General features: G+C 66.7%; 17 protein-coding genes and 2 tRNA genes. 6 read left to right on the plus strand and 13 right to left on the minus strand.

The window, feature by feature from the left end; genetic code table 11:
- Positions 1–41 precede the first annotated feature (41 nt).
- On the plus strand, positions 42–2,342 hold the full coding sequence (locus ACLB90_RS07985) for an ATP-binding protein (RefSeq protein WP_411852722.1): 2,301 nt from the start codon (positions 42–44) through the stop codon (positions 2,340–2,342).
- Positions 2,343–2,361: 19 nt separating this feature from the next.
- On the opposite strand, the gene bfr is transcribed toward ACLB90_RS07985, so the two are convergent.
- The 3 genes from bfr to ACLB90_RS08000 form a co-directional block, all read right to left on the minus strand.
- The gene (bfr, locus tag ACLB90_RS07990; protein WP_411852420.1) at positions 2,362–2,832 is read right to left on the minus strand and encodes a bacterioferritin; all 471 of its coding nucleotides are present in this window, start codon (positions 2,830–2,832) and stop codon (positions 2,362–2,364) included.
- Between the two features lie 155 nt (positions 2,833–2,987).
- Positions 2,988–3,197: a bacterioferritin-associated ferredoxin gene (locus ACLB90_RS07995; RefSeq protein ID WP_026070525.1), complete on the minus strand. Its 210-nt coding sequence runs from the start codon at positions 3,195–3,197 to the stop codon at positions 2,988–2,990.
- A gap of 108 nt (positions 3,198–3,305) precedes the next feature.
- The gene (locus ACLB90_RS08000; RefSeq protein WP_017354550.1) at positions 3,306–3,923 is read right to left on the minus strand and encodes an RNA pyrophosphohydrolase; all 618 of its coding nucleotides are present in this window, start codon (positions 3,921–3,923) and stop codon (positions 3,306–3,308) included.
- Positions 3,924–4,043: 120 nt separating this feature from the next.
- On the opposite strand from ACLB90_RS08000, the gene ACLB90_RS08005 reads away from it, so the two are divergent.
- Positions 4,044–4,120 (plus strand) — tRNA-Met (locus ACLB90_RS08005).
- A 50-nt stretch (positions 4,121–4,170) separates the two neighbouring features.
- A tRNA-Gln gene (locus tag ACLB90_RS08010) sits at positions 4,171–4,245 on the plus strand.
- Between the two features lie 232 nt (positions 4,246–4,477).
- Here ACLB90_RS08010 and rpsI read toward each other — a convergent pair.
- Together rpsI and rplM are read right to left on the minus strand one after the other, a co-directional pair.
- Positions 4,478–4,870, minus strand: a complete 393-nt coding sequence (gene rpsI / locus ACLB90_RS08015; protein WP_017354549.1) for a 30S ribosomal protein S9 — start codon at positions 4,868–4,870, stop codon at positions 4,478–4,480.
- 2 nt (positions 4,871–4,872) lie between these two features.
- Positions 4,873–5,301 carry a 50S ribosomal protein L13 gene (gene rplM, locus ACLB90_RS08020; protein ID WP_017354548.1) on the minus strand — a complete coding sequence of 143 codons (429 nt, stop codon included), beginning with the start codon at positions 5,299–5,301 and terminating at the stop codon, positions 4,873–4,875.
- Positions 5,302–5,485: 184 nt separating this feature from the next.
- Here rplM and coq7 point away from each other — a divergent pair, with 184 nt between their 5' ends.
- Positions 5,486–6,130, plus strand: coding sequence for a 2-polyprenyl-3-methyl-6-methoxy-1,4-benzoquinone monooxygenase (gene coq7, locus ACLB90_RS08025; protein WP_411852421.1), 645 nt, complete (start codon positions 5,486–5,488; stop codon positions 6,128–6,130).
- 71 nt (positions 6,131–6,201) lie between these two features.
- Here the strand turns inward: coq7 and ACLB90_RS08030 are convergent, their stop codons facing one another.
- Together ACLB90_RS08030 and speD are read right to left on the minus strand one after the other, a co-directional pair.
- A complete protein-coding gene (locus tag ACLB90_RS08030; protein WP_411852422.1) occupies positions 6,202–6,519 on the minus strand; it encodes a DMT family transporter in 318 nt (105 codons plus the stop codon).
- Positions 6,520–6,728: 209 nt separating this feature from the next.
- The gene (gene speD / locus ACLB90_RS08035; protein WP_017354544.1) at positions 6,729–7,523 is read right to left on the minus strand and encodes an adenosylmethionine decarboxylase; all 795 of its coding nucleotides are present in this window, start codon (positions 7,521–7,523) and stop codon (positions 6,729–6,731) included.
- Between the two features lie 170 nt (positions 7,524–7,693).
- Here speD and crp point away from each other — a divergent pair, with 170 nt between their 5' ends.
- Together crp and ACLB90_RS08045 are read left to right on the plus strand one after the other, a co-directional pair.
- Positions 7,694–8,359: a cAMP-activated global transcriptional regulator CRP gene (gene crp, locus ACLB90_RS08040; protein ID WP_017354543.1), complete on the plus strand. Its 666-nt coding sequence runs from the start codon at positions 7,694–7,696 to the stop codon at positions 8,357–8,359.
- Positions 8,360–8,489: 130 nt separating this feature from the next.
- A complete protein-coding gene (locus ACLB90_RS08045) occupies positions 8,490–9,251 on the plus strand; it encodes a sulfite exporter TauE/SafE family protein (RefSeq protein WP_411852423.1) in 762 nt (253 codons plus the stop codon).
- Between the two features lie 48 nt (positions 9,252–9,299).
- Here the strand turns inward: ACLB90_RS08045 and ACLB90_RS08050 are convergent, their stop codons facing one another.
- The 6 genes from ACLB90_RS08050 to trpE all read right to left on the minus strand — a co-directional run bounded on the left by ACLB90_RS08050 (position 9,300) and on the right by trpE (position 14,860).
- A complete protein-coding gene (locus tag ACLB90_RS08050; protein WP_411852424.1) occupies positions 9,300–10,013 on the minus strand; it encodes a haloacid dehalogenase-like hydrolase in 714 nt (237 codons plus the stop codon).
- A complete protein-coding gene (gene trpC / locus ACLB90_RS08055) occupies positions 10,010–10,813 on the minus strand; it encodes an indole-3-glycerol phosphate synthase TrpC (protein ID WP_411852425.1) in 804 nt (267 codons plus the stop codon). Before trpC ends, ACLB90_RS08050 begins: the two co-directional genes overlap by 4 nt.
- A 74-nt stretch (positions 10,814–10,887) precedes the next feature.
- A complete protein-coding gene (gene trpD / locus ACLB90_RS08060) occupies positions 10,888–11,925 on the minus strand; it encodes an anthranilate phosphoribosyltransferase (protein WP_411852426.1) in 1,038 nt (345 codons plus the stop codon).
- Between the two features lie 32 nt (positions 11,926–11,957).
- Positions 11,958–12,536, minus strand: coding sequence for an anthranilate synthase component II (locus tag ACLB90_RS08065; RefSeq protein WP_411852427.1), 579 nt, complete (start codon positions 12,534–12,536; stop codon positions 11,958–11,960).
- A 2-nt stretch (positions 12,537–12,538) separates the two neighbouring features.
- The gene (locus ACLB90_RS08070) at positions 12,539–13,324 is read right to left on the minus strand and encodes an SIMPL domain-containing protein (protein WP_411852428.1); all 786 of its coding nucleotides are present in this window, start codon (positions 13,322–13,324) and stop codon (positions 12,539–12,541) included.
- Positions 13,325–13,384: 60 nt separating this feature from the next.
- Entirely contained in the window at positions 13,385–14,860 is a 1,476-nt protein-coding gene (gene trpE / locus ACLB90_RS08075; RefSeq protein ID WP_411852429.1) for an anthranilate synthase component I, read from the minus strand.
- Positions 14,861–14,958 lie beyond the last annotated feature (98 nt).

The following is a 14,958-nucleotide window of genomic DNA, read 5'->3' on the forward strand; positions in this document are numbered from 1 at the left end:
ACGGACGGGCAACGCCAATGCAGGTGCCGCTGGCCCTGTGGATCGCCGCGATGTCCGCGGCGATCTCGGCCACCGCCAGCGCGATGACCCTGGCCGGTGCCAACGGCCCGTGGGCCGCCATCGCGGCCGCAACCGCCGCGCTGACGCTGGGCGCCGCCATCGTCGGCGTCCACCGCTGGCGCGATGCGCAGGATCGCCTTGCCCGGTTGCAGCGGCACGGCGATGCGCTGGCCGAGGAGCGCGACCAGATGCAGCGGCGGATGCAGCAGCAGGACCTGCTGGAGCAGGAACTGCTTGCCGCCAAGCAGGCCGCCGAGGCGGCCGCGCTGGCCAAGGGCGAGTTCCTGGCCACCATGAGCCACGAGATCCGCACCCCGCTCAACGGCATCCTGCCGATGCTGGACCTGATCGCACGCGGGCAGCTGGGCAGCGACCAGCGGCAGATGCTGCAGACCGCCACGGCCAGCTCACAGCAGTTGCTGCGCATCGTCGACGACATCCTTGATTACTCCCGGCTGGAAGCCAACGGCCTGGACCTGGAGATCACCACCTTCAACCTGCGCGAGCTGCTGGAGGGACTGGTGCAGTTGATGCAGCGTGCCGCCGAGCCGAAGGGGCTGCGCGTCTCGCTGGAACTGGACCCGGCCGTGCGCCTATCGGTGCGCGGCGATCCGGTGCGCCTGCGCCAGGTCCTGAGCAACCTGCTGGTCAACGCCATCAAGTTCACCGAGCGGGGCCAGATCCGGCTGCGCGTGCTGCGCCAGGGCGAAACCAACGCCCAGCATCAGCTGCGTTTCGAGGTCGTCGACAGCGGCATCGGCATCGACGAAGCCCTGCAGGCGCGCCTGTTCCAGTCCTTCAGCCAGGCCGATGCGTCCACCACCCGCCTGTACGGCGGCACCGGCCTGGGCCTGGCGATCTGCAAACGCATCATCGACCTGATGCACGGCCGTATCGGGGTCAGCTCGACGCCCGGACGCGGCGCCACGTTCTGGTGCGAGATTCCCCTGCTGAAGGTGCTGGGCGACCTGCCCGCCGCAGGGGTCACGGTCACCCGCGCCCTGCTGGTCGGCCGCGACCCACTGCAGCGCCAGCGGCTGGAACGCGTGCTCGAGCACCACGACATCCGCCTGCACGCGCTGGAGGCGGCCGCCGATGCAGTGGACGCATTGCGCGCGCCGCAGCGCCCGGGCATCGACCCGACCCTGGCATGGGTGATCGCCGATCTCGACGCGGTGCGCCACAGTGCGGCGGCGCTGCATCGCGAAGTGGTCCACGGTGCGCGTACCCCACCCGTGCAGCTGCTCTGGCTGCACGGCCAGGAGCCACCCAGCGCCGCGTTGATGGCGCAGGCACAGGCCCTGCCGCGTGATGCCGCCGACACCGCCCTGCACGCGCTGCTGCGCCCCCAGGCCGCCTCGGCGCGACCGGCACCGCTGCTGGCCGATGCCGCACCGCCTCCCGCCCCGCCTGCCGAGGCACCGCTCGGCCTGCGCGTGCTGCTGGTGGAGGACAACACGGTCAACCTGCTGGTCGCGCAGCGGCTGTTGCAGGTGCTGGGCTGCGAGGTCAGCGTTGCCCAGGATGGCGAGCAGGCGTTGCACCACCTGCACGCGCAGGCGGTGGACATCGTATTGATGGATTGCCAGATGCCAGCCCTGGACGGCTACACCGCCACCCGCCGCTGGCGCGAACACGAAAACGATACCCACGCCGCGCGGCTGCCGATCGTGGCGATGACCGCCAACGCGATGGCCGGCGACCGTGAGCGCTGCCTGCAGGCCGGCATGGACGACTACCTGTCCAAGCCGATCCAGCGCGACTCACTGCAGGCCTGCCTGCTGCGCTGGCACGCGCCGCGCGTGGTGATCGAGGACACCGCTGTTGCCAGCGCGCCCACGGTCGATTCGCCCCAGGTCTGGGACGACGACGCAGTGCTGTTGTCGGCCATCGCGGCCGATCCGGGCGATGAGCCGGCCGCCCTGCCCGTGCTCGATACCCAGGTGCTGGATGAGTTGCTGGAGGTGATCGGCACGGGAACCGCGCAGATCATCGGCGTCTTCCTCGACGACACCCCGCCCTTGATCCGCCAGTTGCAGGAGGCCTCGGTGGCGGCCGATCTGCCGGAACTGCGCGCGCTCGCGCACAGCCTCAAGTCGGCCAGTGCCAACGTCGGTGCGCTGGCCCTGTCTGCCGCCGCGCGCCGGATCGAACACGATGCACGCGCCGGCACCCTGGAACGGCCCGCCGTTGCCGTGGCGCTGCTGATCGCCGAATTCGCCCGCGCCCGCATCGCGCTGGGCGGCTATCTGGCGCGTCTGCACGCCCCCCAGGATCGCTGAGGCGCGTGCCGCCGGTGGTTCAGTCTTCGATCTTGGTCAGCAGGTAGTTCGGTTCGCCGATCCGCTCGATCAGATCCAGCTGGGTTTCCAGCCAGTCGATGTGCTCTTCCTCGGATTCGAGGATCTTCACGAACAGCTGCCGGCTCACGTAGTCGGCGATCGAATCGGCATAGGCCACTGCCTCGCGCAGCGTCACCACGCCATCGCGCTCAAGCGCGAGATCGCACTGCAGGATCTCGCGCGGGTTCTCGCCGATGCGCAGCTTGCCCAGCGCCTGGAAGTTCGGCAGCCCTTCGAGGAAGAGGATGCGGTCGGACAGGATGTCCGCATGCTTCATCTCTTCGATCGATTCCTTGTATTCGTGGTCGGCCAGTTCCTTCAGGCCCCAGTTCTTCAGCATCTTGGCGTGCAGGAAGTACTGGTTGATGGCGGTCAGCTCGTTGTAGAGGACCTTGTTGAGGAATTCGATGACCTTGGCGTCGCCCTTCATGAGCTTGCTCCTGCTGCGTGGAAACGCGCGCACTGTAGCGCTTCGCGGCAAACCATGAAGGAACGCGAATCAACCCCAGTTGCGCATGGGCAAGGGGCGTAGCGGTGGCGTGCGGGGGGAGCGTGGCCAGCCGGGCGCCGGCCCGGCAGACGGGGTCAGGCGACCTGTGCCAGGCCGAGGACCGGCAGCGGCAGATCGTGGGTGGCGCGGGCCTTGGCCAGCAGATCGGCCGCCATGTCCAGGCAGGAACCGCAGGTCGCGCCGCAGCCGGTACGCATGGTCAGTTCGGACACGCTGGCGACGCCGCTGTGGGCGGCTTCGCGGATCTGGTGGTCGGTTACCCCATTGCAGATGCAGACGTACACGTGCGGACTCGGCAGACAGGCCGGAATGGCCTGCCGCCATTCCAATCGAAACGAGAATGGTTGTCAATTTCGAAGCTGAATCATTCTCGATACGGTTCAGCGGCCCGGTCAGGCCCCCGGCTCGCCCTTGGCCTTGCGTGGCCAGTAGCCCCGCTTCGGCAAGCGCTTGCGGGGCCGGTCATGCCCGGCCGCGTTGCCCGGCATCCAGGCCTCCTGTGCGGTCTTGGGCATCGATTCCACGCCCGTCCCTGCCACCCCCCGCGCCAAGGGCGCCAGGTGCCGCAGCGCGCGTGCGTAGACGCCCCGCTTGAACATCACCACGTGCTCGACCGGGTACCAGAAATCCACCCACCGCCACTGATCGAACTCAGGGCTGTCGGTATGGTCCAGTTTGACGTGGGATTCGTCGCCGGCCAGGCGCAGCAGGAACCACACCTGCTTCTGGCCGATGCAGACCTGGCGTTCATTGCGGCGGATGGCCCGTGCCGGCAACCGATAGCGAAGCCACCCTGGCGTGGCACCAAGCACTTCGACGTGCTCGGGCAACAACCCGGTTTCTTCCTGCAACTCGCGATACATGGCTTCCACCGGCGTCTCATCGGTATTCATGCCGCCCTGCGGGAACTGCCAGCCATCCCGGCGCACTCGTCGTGCCCAGAACACCTGCCCGTCCTGCCGCATCAGCACGATGCCGACGTTCGGTCGATAGCCGTCCGGATCGATCACGATGCGGACTCCTAGAAAAATCTACTGGCCGGGACTGTGCCACGGCGGCTGCCCACTCACAAGCGCGGTGAAAAAGTGTTGACAGATTCCGAATACATCTCCAGAATTACCGGCTCCCTAGGCTATGTAGCTCAGCCGGTTAGAGCACAGCACTCATAATGCTGGGGTCGGTGGTTCGAGTCCACCCATAGCCACCAAGTTATGCTTGGTTTTGTAGGGAAAAAGTGCAATACTTGCACGCACATATTGCCCCGTCGCCAAGCGGTAAGGCACCTGACTCTGACTCAGGCATTCGGTGGTTCGAATCCATCCGGGGCAGCCAAATATGACAAAAGGCCTGATCGAAAGATCAGGCCTTTTGTTTTGTGCGCGTTGCAATGTCGGCCACCGGCCAGCGACGCGTGAGCGTTGGACACACTTCCTGGTTGCCGGCCAGCGGCCGGCACTACCCGTGTTTTCTGTCTGGTTGCGCCAGAACGACAAAAGCCCGGCCGAGGCCGGGCTTTTGCTTTTCCCAGGGGGATCCCGAGGGATCCCACACCAGGCGCGATGGATCAGCGCTTGGAGAACTGGGTGGCGCGACGTGCCTTGTGCAGGCCGACCTTCTTACGCTCGACTTCACGGGCGTCACGGGTCATGAAGCCAGCCTTGCGCAGCTCGGACTTCAGGGTTTCGTCGTACTCGACCAGCGCACGGGCGATGCCCAGACGGATCGCACCGGCCTGGCCGGTGGTGCCGCCGCCAGCGGCGGTGACCATGATGTCGAAGCTTTCGGTGTTCTTGGTCAGTTCCAGCGGCTGACGCACGATCATGCGTGCAGTCTCACGGCCAAAGAACTCGTCCAGCGGACGGCCATTGACGGTGATGTTGCCGGCGCCCTTGCGCAGGAACACGCGGGCGGTGGAGGACTTGCGGCGGCCGGTGCCGTAGTTTTGCGTGATAGCCATGATTAGATATCCAGAACCTGAGGCTGCTGAGCGGCGTGCGGGTGCTCGGAACCCGAGTACACCTTGAGCTTGCGGTACATGGCGCGGCCCAGCGGGCCCTTCGGCAGCATGCCCTTGACGGCGGTCTCGATGACGCGCTCCGGGTGGCGCTCCAGCGCCTGGGCCAGAGTTTCGGTCTTCAGGTTGCCGATGTAGCCAGTGAAGCGGTGGTACAGCTTGTCCTGCAGCTTGTTGCCGGTGACGGCAATCTTTTCTGCATTGATGACAACCAGGTAATCACCGGTATCAACGTGGGGGGTGTAGACCGGCTTGTGCTTGCCGCGCAGACGGCGGGCCAGCTCGGTGGACAGACGGCCCAGCGTCTTGCCGGAAGCGTCGACGAGATACCAGTCGCGCTGGACGGTCTCGGACTTTGCAGTGAAAGTGCTCATGAAAGAACTCAAGTAGGTCGGGCTCATTGCGGCGCTGAACGGCCGGAACTCTGCCACGCGTTGTGAAGAGGCGGGATTGTACTGGCCCTTCCTGCCACATGCAAGCCGCCCCGCCCTGCGGCTTGGCACATCGCCCACAGGGGGCGAGAATCAACCACCCCTCGCCGCGACGCCTTCTCCCCGCATGACCGCGATCCGCCAGACCACCCCGCTCGACCACCTGCTCACCGAAGCCCAGCGTGCGCTGGACACGGTGTTCGGCAACCCGCCGGCCAGCCGCCCCTACCCGGCCGCAGCGACCCCGGACGTGCAGATGGACGACCGCGAGCGCCGGCATGCCGCCGGCCTGATGCGGATCAACCATGTCGGCGAGGTGTGCGCCCAGGGCCTGTACTTCGGCCAGGCCGCGGTCGCCCGCGAGGCCCAGACCCGCGCCCACCTGCTGGATGCGGCCCAGGAAGAGACCGACCATCTGGCCTGGTGCGCGCAGCGCCTGCACGAGCTGGACAGCCGCCCCAGCCTGTTCAACCCGATCTGGTATGCCGGCAGCTACACCATCGGCACCCTGGCCGGCCTGCGTGGGGACGGCTGGAACCTGGGCTTCGTGGTCGAGACCGAGCGCCAGGTGGAAGCCCACCTGGACGAACACCTGGACACCCTGCCCCCGGCGGACCTGCGCAGCCGCGAGATCCTCAAGGTGATGAAAATCGACGAGGCCCGGCACGCCGACCACGCCGAGCATGCCGGCGCCCGCAAGCTGCCGCCGCCGATCCCGGGCGTGATGGCGCTGGCGTCCAAGGTCATGAAGACCATCGCCTACCGGCTGTAATGCGTATCGACCAACGGTCGATACCTACCAGGGATCCGCCACGGTAGCGCCCTGCCGCCGGCAGGGCGACCTCAGCCTGAAACGAGCTTCAGGCCGACCACGCCGGCCACGATCAGCCCGATGCAGGCCAGGCGCGGCAGCGACGCGCTGTCGCCGAACAGGAAGATGCCCAGCGTGGCCACGCCGAGCGCGCCGATGCCGGTCCAGATGGCATAACCGGTGCCGACCGGGATGGTCCGCAGCGCCTGCGTCAGCAGATACAGGCTGATCGCGGCCGAAATGATGGTGGCCACGGTCGGCCAGGGCTTGGTGAAGCCATCGCTGTACTTCAGGCCCAGGGCGAACCCGATTTCAAACAGGCCGGCCAGCAGCAGATAGATCCAGGGCATGGGGGGTACTCCTCATCATGAACAGAACAGATACCGGTCGCCCCGCGAGGCGGCCGTAAAAACGCACAACGGCCCGGTGTTTTCACACCGGACCGTCGTCGGTTGCATCCGTGGAACACGAATCTGCGCAGATCCGGATGTTCCACAGGGCGGGCCGTCCCGCCTTGTGCGGCGCGCCGGGGGGATGCCCCGGACGCGATCGCTGGGTGTTACTCGGACAGATTGCGGCCGTGGAACAGCTCTTCGATCTCGCGCTTGAGCAGCGCTTCGATCTTCATGCGTTCCTTGAACGAGATGTTCTTGGCCTTTTCCTCGAACAGGTACTGGTCCAGGTCGAAGTCCTTCAGGTGCATCTTCGTGTGGAAGATGTTTTCCTGGTAGACGTTGACGTCGAACATCTCGTAACGCGACTTGATGTTCTTGGCCAGGAAGTTCTGGATCGAGTTGATCTTGTGATCGATGTAGTGCTTCTTGCCCTTCACGTCACGGGTGAAGCCACGCACGCGGTAGTCCATGATCACGATGTCCGATTCCAGACTCTCGATCAGGTAGTTCAGCGCCTTCAGCGGCGAAATCACGCCACAGGTAGCCACATCGATATCCGCGCGGAACGTGGCGATGCCCTCCTGCGGATGCGTTTCCGGGTACGTATGGACGGTGATGTGGCTCTTGTCCATGTGCGCGACCACGGCGTCGGAGATCAGCTCCTTGCCGGCCAGCTTCTTGTCGATCACCGGTTCTTCGGAGATCAGGATCGTCACCGACGCGCCCTGCGGATCGTAGTCCTGGCGCGCGACGTTGAGGATGTTGGCGCCGATGATCTCGGCGACATCGGTCAAGATCTGAGTAAGCCTATCGGCGTTGTACTCTTCATCAATGTATTCGATGTAACGCTGACGCTCTTCTTCGGTGCGCGCGTAACACACGTCATAGATGTTGAAGCTCAGCGCCTTGGTGAGGTTGTTGAAACCCTGCAACCTCAGGCGAGGCAACGGCTTGACCACGGCGGTCGATCCTGTGTGTGGTGGGAAAGGAACAATTATGGGGCAAAGTGATCGGGGGCGAAACTTGCATTGAAAGGTTTGCCTGTGCTTTGTTTGCCCTTAACAATTGTGATCGTTAAGCTGCCGGGACATAGCCGTGAATTGTTCATGAGCAAAGGGAGCGCCGTAACGTGTCATCTGTGCGCCTTGCCACAAGTCCATTGGCCCTGGATATCGCCACCATCGACCGCTTTCTGGCCCACAGCCATCGCCGTCGCTACCCTGCCCGCACGGACGTCTTCCGGCCGGGGGACCCCGCAGGCACCCTTTACTACGTGATCAGCGGCTCTGTTTCTATAATTGCTGAAGAAGATGACGACCGTGAGCTGGTCCTCGGCTACTTCGGCTCCGGGGAGTTCGTGGGGGAAATGGGCCTGTTCGTGGAATCGGACCGGCGCGAGGTCATCCTGCGCACCCGGACCCCGTGCGAACTGGCCGAAATCAGCTACGAGCGGCTGCACCAGCTGTTCCTGGGCCCCCTGTCCACCGATGCCCCACGGCTCCTGTACGCCATCGGCCAGCAGATCTCCAAGCGCCTGCTCGACACCAGCCGCAAGGCCAGCCGCCTGGCGTTCCTGGATGTCACCGACCGCATCGTGCGCACCCTTCACGACCTGTCCCGCGAGCCGGAGGCGATGAGCCATCCGCAGGGCACCCAGCTGCGTGTCTCGCGCCAGGAGCTGGCCCGCCTGGTCGGCTGCTCGCGTGAAATGGCCGGCCGCGTCCTCAAGAAGCTGCAGAGCGACGGGCTTCTTCACGCCCGGGGCAAGACGGTCGTCCTGTACGGCACCCGGTAGTCCCGGCCGCGGCCGGCACCACCGGCCTCCGCCCTTCAACCCGCCCGTAGTGCCGGCCGCTGGCCGGCAACCAGGCAGTGCCGCCAGCCGCCGCCCGGCACCCCCAGGACGATTCCGCTAGGCTGGCGTCATGGAACCCGGCAGCGAATTCTATTGGTTCATCCTGATCGGCCTGGGCGCGCAACTGGTCGACGGCGCACTGGGCATGGCCTTCGGGCTGGTGTCCTCCTCGGTCCTGCTCAGCATGGGCCTGCCACCGGCAGCGGTCAGCGCCAGCATCCATACCGCCGAAGTCTTCACCACCGGCGCCTCCGGGGTCTCGCACCTGGTCGCCGGCAACGTGGACCGGCGGCTGTTCCTGCGCCTGGCATTGCCGGGGGCGGTAGGCGGCGTGGTCGGTGCCTATGTGCTGACCCAGCTGCCCGGTGACGTGATCCGCCCATTCATCTATGCCTACCTGCTGGTATTGGCGATTTTCATCCTGCTGCGCGCGGCCGGGCGGCTGATGCCGGCACAGGAGGTCAAGCGCGTGCCGGTGCTGGGGTTCGTGGCCGGCCTGCTGGACGCCAGCGGCGGCGGCGGGTGGGGGCCGGTGGCCACCTCCACCCTGCTGGCCCGCGGTGGCCAGGCCCGCACCACGATCGGCACGGTCAACGCGGCCGAGTTCGTGGTCACCCTAGCGGTGTCGATCACCTTCCTGCTCTCGATGGGCCTGCAGTACCTGAACATCGTCGCCGGCCTGCTGGTCGGCGGGATGATGGCCGCGCCCGTCGCCGCGCTGCTGGTGAAGAAGGTCAAGGAACGCTGGGTGCTGGTGGCGGTGGGCGTGCTGGTGCTGGCGATCAGCCTGTTCCAGATCGGCCACGCCGTACACGGCTGGCTGGGGGCGTGAGCAACCGACGCAGCGCGGGCAGGTATCGACCGTTGGCCCCGATAGGCCTTACCGGTCGCCGCCGCGGTCCACGCAGCCCCAGTTGAGGATCGGCGTGCCGGGCTTGAGCACCTGGCGGAAATAGGCCACCCGCGACACCTTCGGATTGACCACCACCGGTGCCTTGGCCGCCAGCAGCAGCGGCAGGTCGGCGGTGCTGTCCGAGTAGGCGATGTCGATGTCGCCATAGCCACGCTCGCGCAGCATGCGCATCTTTTCTTCGTTGTGGCAGTGGCGGGTGGCGCCCACCGCACCCAGGCGCGGCCCGACTTCGCTGCCGATCACCGGCACGCCCTGGTGGGCGACGAAGGCCAGGATCGCCCGCGCCAGCTCCGGCGGGGCGCCGGTGGCAACCACCACGCGATCGCCATTGGCACGGTGCCGGGCGAACACCTCCAGCGCCTGCGGCAGCAGCTTGGCCCGCAGTTCCGGCTCATGCTTGAGCACGTAGGCGTCGATCACGCGGTTGAACTCGCGTGCGCGATGCAGCCCGAACGTGGCGATCCACACATACACCGAGATGCCGGCGCGCCGGGTCGGCAGCATCGCCACCAGCGGCCCGGCGATCGGCGTGACCAGCAGCGCGGCCAGCATCCGCAGCGGGTTGCGCTTGATCAGCGAGGCGAACAGGTGGCTGCCCGAATCGCCGTCGTACAGGGTGTGATCGAAATCGAAGACCACCAGCGGGGCGTCGTCGCGCGGCGTTGGGTAGATCGCAGTCATGCGCTGAAGAATAGCTGACGCAGGCCCTCACCGGGCTCTTCGACGCGCATGAAGGCCTCGCCGACCAGGAAGGCATGGATACCCGCCTCACGCATCACGCGCACGTCGCCCGGCCCGAGGATGCCGCTCTCGGTGACCAGCAGGCGGTCGCGCGGCACGGCCTGGCGCATGTCCAGGGTGGTCTGCAGCGACACCTCGAAGGTGCGCAGGTTGCGGTTGTTGATGCCCACCAGCGGCACCGGCACCTGGATGGCGCGCTCCAGTTCGTCGATGTCGTGTACTTCCACCAGCACGTCCATGCCCAGCTGCATGGCCAGGTCGGACAGCTCGGCCAGCTGGCGGTCGTCCAGCGCGGCCACGATCAGCAGGATGCAGTCGGCACCCAGCACGCGCGCTTCGTACACCTGGTAGGGATCGATCACGAAGTCCTTGCGCAGCACCGGCAGCGTGCAGGCCTCACGGGCCTGCTGCAGGTAGGCATCGCTGCCCTGGAAGAAGTCCACGTCGGTCAATACCGACAGGCAGCTGGCGCCGCCGAACTCGTAGCTCACCGCGATATCGGCCGGGTGGAAGTCCGGGCGGATCACGCCCTTCGACGGGCTGGCCTTCTTGACCTCGGCGATCACGGCCGGGTTGCCCGCCGCGATCGAGGCGCGCAGGGCGTCGGCGAAGCCGCGCACCGGCGGGGCCTGCTCCAGCCGGGCGATCAGCGCCTCCAGCGGCACCTGGGCGCGGCGCGCGGCCACTTCGTCGGCCTTGCGGGCCAGGATGGTGTCGAGGATGTCGCTCTTGTCGCTCATGTCGGTCGGGGTCCTTCAGGCCGGCCATTATCGGCCAGGCGCGGGCAATGCGTGAAACAGGGAGCGAAAACGGCTCAGCCGCCGGCGCGGATGCGGTGGGTGGCCTCGACGTACTGCTGCATGCGCAGCCGCGCACTGCCGTCGGCAATGACCGCCCGCGCGCGCGCCAGGCCATCGGCGATGCTGTCGGCCACGCCGGCCACGTACAGCGCCGCGCCGGCATTGAGCGCCACGATGTCCAGGGCCGGGCCCGGCTGGTTGTCCAGCACCCCGCGCAGCATCGCGATCGACTCGGCCGGGTCGGCCACCTTCAGGTTGCGGCTGGCCGACATGGCGATGCCGAAGTCTTCGGGATGGATCTCGTACTCGCGCACCTTGCCATCGCGCAGTTCGCCGACCAGGGTGCCGGCACCGAGCGAGATCTCGTCCATGTTGTCGCGCCCCCACACCACCAGCGCCCGCTCCGCGCCCAGCTCGCGCAGGACGCGCGCCTGGATGCCGACCAGATCCGGATGGAACACGCCCATCAGCACATTGGTGGCACCGACCGGGTTGGTCAGCGGGCCAAGGATGTTGAAGATGGTGCGCACGCCCATTTCGCGGCGCACCGGGGCGACCACCTTCATCGCCGGATGGTGCATCGGCGCGAACATGAAGCCGATGCCGGTGTCGCTGATCGCACGGGCCACTTCTTCCGGGCGCAGTTCGATGATCGCGCCCAGCGCCTCGACCGCGTCGGCGCTGCCGGACTTGGACGACACGCTGCGGTTGCCGTGCTTGGCCACCTTGGCCCCGGCGGCGGCCACCACGAACATCGCGCAGGTGGAAATGTTGAACGTGTGCGAGCCGTCGCCGCCGGTGCCGACGATGTCGATCAGGTGGGTGCGGTCCTCGACCGGCACCGCCAGGGCCAGCTCGCGCATCACGGTGGCCGCGCCGGCAATTTCACCGACGGTTTCCTTCTTGACCCGCAGGCCGGTGAGGATTGCCGCGGTCATCACCGGCGACACCTCACCACGCATCACCTGGCGCATCAGATCGACCATTTCGTCGAAGAAGATTTCGCGGTGTTCGATGGTGCGCTGCAGGGCTTCCTGGGGGGAGAAGGTCATGTGGGGTCCTTTGCGGTACGGGTGCGGCGCGCTCAGCGCTGCAGGAAGTTCTTCAGCAGGGCGTGGCCGTGCTCGGTGAGGATGGACTCGGGGTGGAACTGCACGCCTTCGACCGGGTGCTCGCGATGACGCAGGCCCATGATCTCTTCCACCGTGCCATCGTCGTTCTCGGTCCACGCGGTCACTTCCAGGCACGCCGGCAAGGTGGTCTTGTCCACCACCAGCGAGTGGTAGCGCGTGGCCTGGTAGCGGTCCGGCAGGCCGGCGAACACGCCCTTGCCTTCATGCCGGATCGGCGAGGTCTTGCCGTGCATGATGGTGCCGGCGCGGATCACATCGCCGCCGTAGACCTGGCCGATGCTCTGGTGGCCCAGGCACACGCCGAGGATCGGCGTGGTCGGGCCGAGCCGGCGGATCAGCTCCAGCGACACGCCCGCTTCGTTGGGCGTGCACGGGCCGGGCGAGATCACAATGCGCTCGGGGGCGAGCGCGGCGATCTCATCGACGCTCAATGCGTCGTTGCGCACCACCTTGACCTCGGCGCCCAGCGTCTGCAGGTACTGCACGAGGTTGTAGGTGAAGCTGTCGTAGTTGTCGAGCATCAACAACATGGTCAGGGTCCGTCTTGGATGAGGAAAATGGCGTACACGTTCTCGGTGTACGTGATGGGCGCGGCCGTGAGCAGTTCGCCGCCCGACGCCGCGCGGTAACGCGATCCGGTCATGACCACCCTGTCCAGCGTCTCGCCTCCGCGGCCGTAGCCGAACCCATCGTGGACTTGCGTGCCCCAGGTGCCGGCCTGCACGCCATAGGCGAAGTTCGGTGCGACGTCGGAAATGCTGTACAGACCGGTGATCTTCGTGCCGTACGCGCCGGCCAGGCCCTTGGCCGATTCGCGCGTCTGCGCGGCGGCTTCGGCCTTCAGTTCGCCCCGCAGGCGGCTTTCGCCCGAGTAGGTCGGTTCAGCGGTACTGACCTGCACCTCGCGGCTGGCTTTCAGATCGCCGAGGAAGGCTTTCAGCGCCTGCGCATCGGAGAATTCGGCCTTCAGGTCGCGACTGGCGGCGGTGCCGTTGAACACCTCCTCATCGTTGCGATAGCGCGTGGAGGGGGCAATGCGCAGATTGGCGGCGCTCACAGTGCCATCGATGGCGCCGTGCTGGGCGAACAGCTGCAGCACGCGCTCGGCGTTGGCCTGTACGCGGGCGCGCGCGGTGTCGGTCTGCATGTCGACCGATTCCAGCGCCACCTTCACCGTGAAACGGTCCGGCATCACCGTGCGGGTGGCGCTGCCCTTCACCAGCAGATGCGGCTGCGACGGAATGGTGTTGGCCTGGCCCCACGCAGGGGCGACGGCGGCCAGTGTCGTCGACAACAGCAATGCGCTCAGCAGCTTCATGCGGTATTCCTTGTCTGGATGATGCAGCGGACGCCGTGGCATGCGCCACGGCAGAGGAACTCACAGGCCCTTGGCAGCCTGCGCAACGGCGCGGAACAGCGCGCGGCCCTTGTTCATGGTCTCGTCCCATTCCTTGCCCGGATCGGAGTCGTAGACGATGCCGGCGCCGGCCTGCACATGCAGGCGGCCGTCCTTGATCACGGCGGTGCGGATCGCGATCGCGGTGTCGGCATCGCCGTGCCAGCCGATGTAGCCGATGCTGCCGGCGTACACGTTGCGCTTGATCGGCTCCAGCTCGCGGATCACTTCCAGCGCGCGGATCTTCGGCGCGCCGCTGACCGTGCCGGCCGGGAACGTCGCGCGCAGCACGTCGGTGTAGCTCAGGCCCGGCTGCAGCTGGCCGGTGACTTCGCTGACGATGTGCATGACATGGCTGTAGCGTTCGATCACGAACTGCTCGCCCACTTCCACCGTGCCTGCCCGGGAAACGCGACCGGCATCGTTGCGGCCAAGGTCGATCAGCATCAGGTGCTCGGCGCGCTCCTTCGGATCGGCCAGCAGTTCGGCTTCCAGCGCGTTGTCTTCTTCCACGGTGGCGCCACGCGGACGCGTACCGGCAATGGGGCGCACGGTGACTTCGCCGTCCTGGAGACGGACCAGGATTTCAGGCGAGGAGCCAACCACCTGCACATCGCCGGTATCCAGGAAGTACATGTATGGCGACGGATTGAGCGCCCGCAGCGCGCGGTACACATCCACCGGGCGCGCCTTGAACGGCACGCTCAGGCGCTGGCTCAGCACCACCTGGAAGATGTCGCCGGCGCGGATGTATTCCTTGGATCTGTCGACCGCGGCGATGAAGCCTTCGCGGGTGAAGCCGGACACGAAGTCGTTCTCGTCGAGCACGTCGCGGGTGATCGGCGCCGGATAGCCCGCACCGGGCGCGCGCAGCTTGGCCACCAGCGCATCCAACCGCGCCTGCGCGTCGTCCCATGCGCCGGGCTGGCCCGGGTCGGCGTGCACGATCAGGTACAGGCGGCCCTTGAGGTTGTCGAACACCGCCAGGTCTTCGGAATGCAGCAGCAGGATGTCCGGGGTGCCCAGCTCATCGCGGCCGCGCGGCGGTGCCAGGCGCGGTTCGATGTAGCCGATGCACTCGAAGCCGAACCAGCCGACCAGACCGCCGGTGAAGCCCGGCAGGCCCGCCAGCTTGGGCACCGAGTGGGCGCTGCGCAGCGCCTCGACCTCGGTGAACGGGTCGGCGACCTCACGGGTTTCCACGACCTGGCCGGCCTCACTGACGGTCAGGGTATGGCCGTGGAAGGCATACACCCGGCGTGCCGGCAGGCCGATGATGGAATAGCGCCCGAAGCGTTCGCCACCTTCGACCGATTCGAACAGGTAGGTATGCGGGCCGTCGGCGAGCTTCAGATAGACCGAGAGCGGCGTGTCCAGGTCGGACAGCACTTCGCGGACGACGGGGATGCGGGTGTGGCCTTCAGCGGCCTGCTGCTGGAACTGCTCGAGCGTGATCAAGACGACTTTCCTTCCGGGAAACGGCGGTGGCGGGACGGACGACGGCAACAGGCCACCATCGCCACCAGCGGCGAGCGGAAGAAAGGGAATGCGGGGTC

Origin of the sequence: Stenotrophomonas sp. LGBM10 (assembly GCF_046736075.1) — a bacterium.
Classification (GTDB): Bacteria; Pseudomonadota; Gammaproteobacteria; order Xanthomonadales; family Xanthomonadaceae; genus Stenotrophomonas.

What these genes read in the sequence shown, in the direction of transcription:
- ACLB90_RS08050 (WP_411852424.1), bottom strand. Translation starts at nt 10,013, where the DNA reads ATGACTGCGATCTACCCAACGCCGCGCGACGACGCCCCGCTGGTGGTC.
- coq7 (WP_411852421.1), top strand. Translation starts at nt 5,486, where the DNA reads ATGACCGCGATCCGCCAGACCACCCCGCTCGACCACCTGCTCACCGAA.
- ACLB90_RS08045 (WP_411852423.1), top strand. Translation starts at nt 8,490, where the DNA reads ATGGAACCCGGCAGCGAATTCTATTGGTTCATCCTGATCGGCCTGGGC.
- ACLB90_RS08065 (WP_411852427.1), bottom strand. Translation starts at nt 12,536, where the DNA reads ATGTTGTTGATGCTCGACAACTACGACAGCTTCACCTACAACCTCGTG.
- ACLB90_RS08070 (WP_411852428.1), bottom strand. Translation starts at nt 13,324, where the DNA reads ATGAAGCTGCTGAGCGCATTGCTGTTGTCGACGACACTGGCCGCCGTC.
- trpD (WP_411852426.1), bottom strand. Translation starts at nt 11,925, where the DNA reads ATGACCTTCTCCCCCCAGGAAGCCCTGCAGCGCACCATCGAACACCGC.
- trpC (WP_411852425.1), bottom strand. Translation starts at nt 10,813, where the DNA reads ATGAGCGACAAGAGCGACATCCTCGACACCATCCTGGCCCGCAAGGCC.
- bfr (WP_411852420.1), bottom strand. Translation starts at nt 2,832, where the DNA reads ATGAAGGGCGACGCCAAGGTCATCGAATTCCTCAACAAGGTCCTCTAC.
- ACLB90_RS08030 (WP_411852422.1), bottom strand. Translation starts at nt 6,519, where the DNA reads ATGCCCTGGATCTATCTGCTGCTGGCCGGCCTGTTTGAAATCGGGTTC.
- rplM (WP_017354548.1), bottom strand. Translation starts at nt 5,301, where the DNA reads ATGAGCACTTTCACTGCAAAGTCCGAGACCGTCCAGCGCGACTGGTAT.
- rpsI (WP_017354549.1), bottom strand. Translation starts at nt 4,870, where the DNA reads ATGGCTATCACGCAAAACTACGGCACCGGCCGCCGCAAGTCCTCCACC.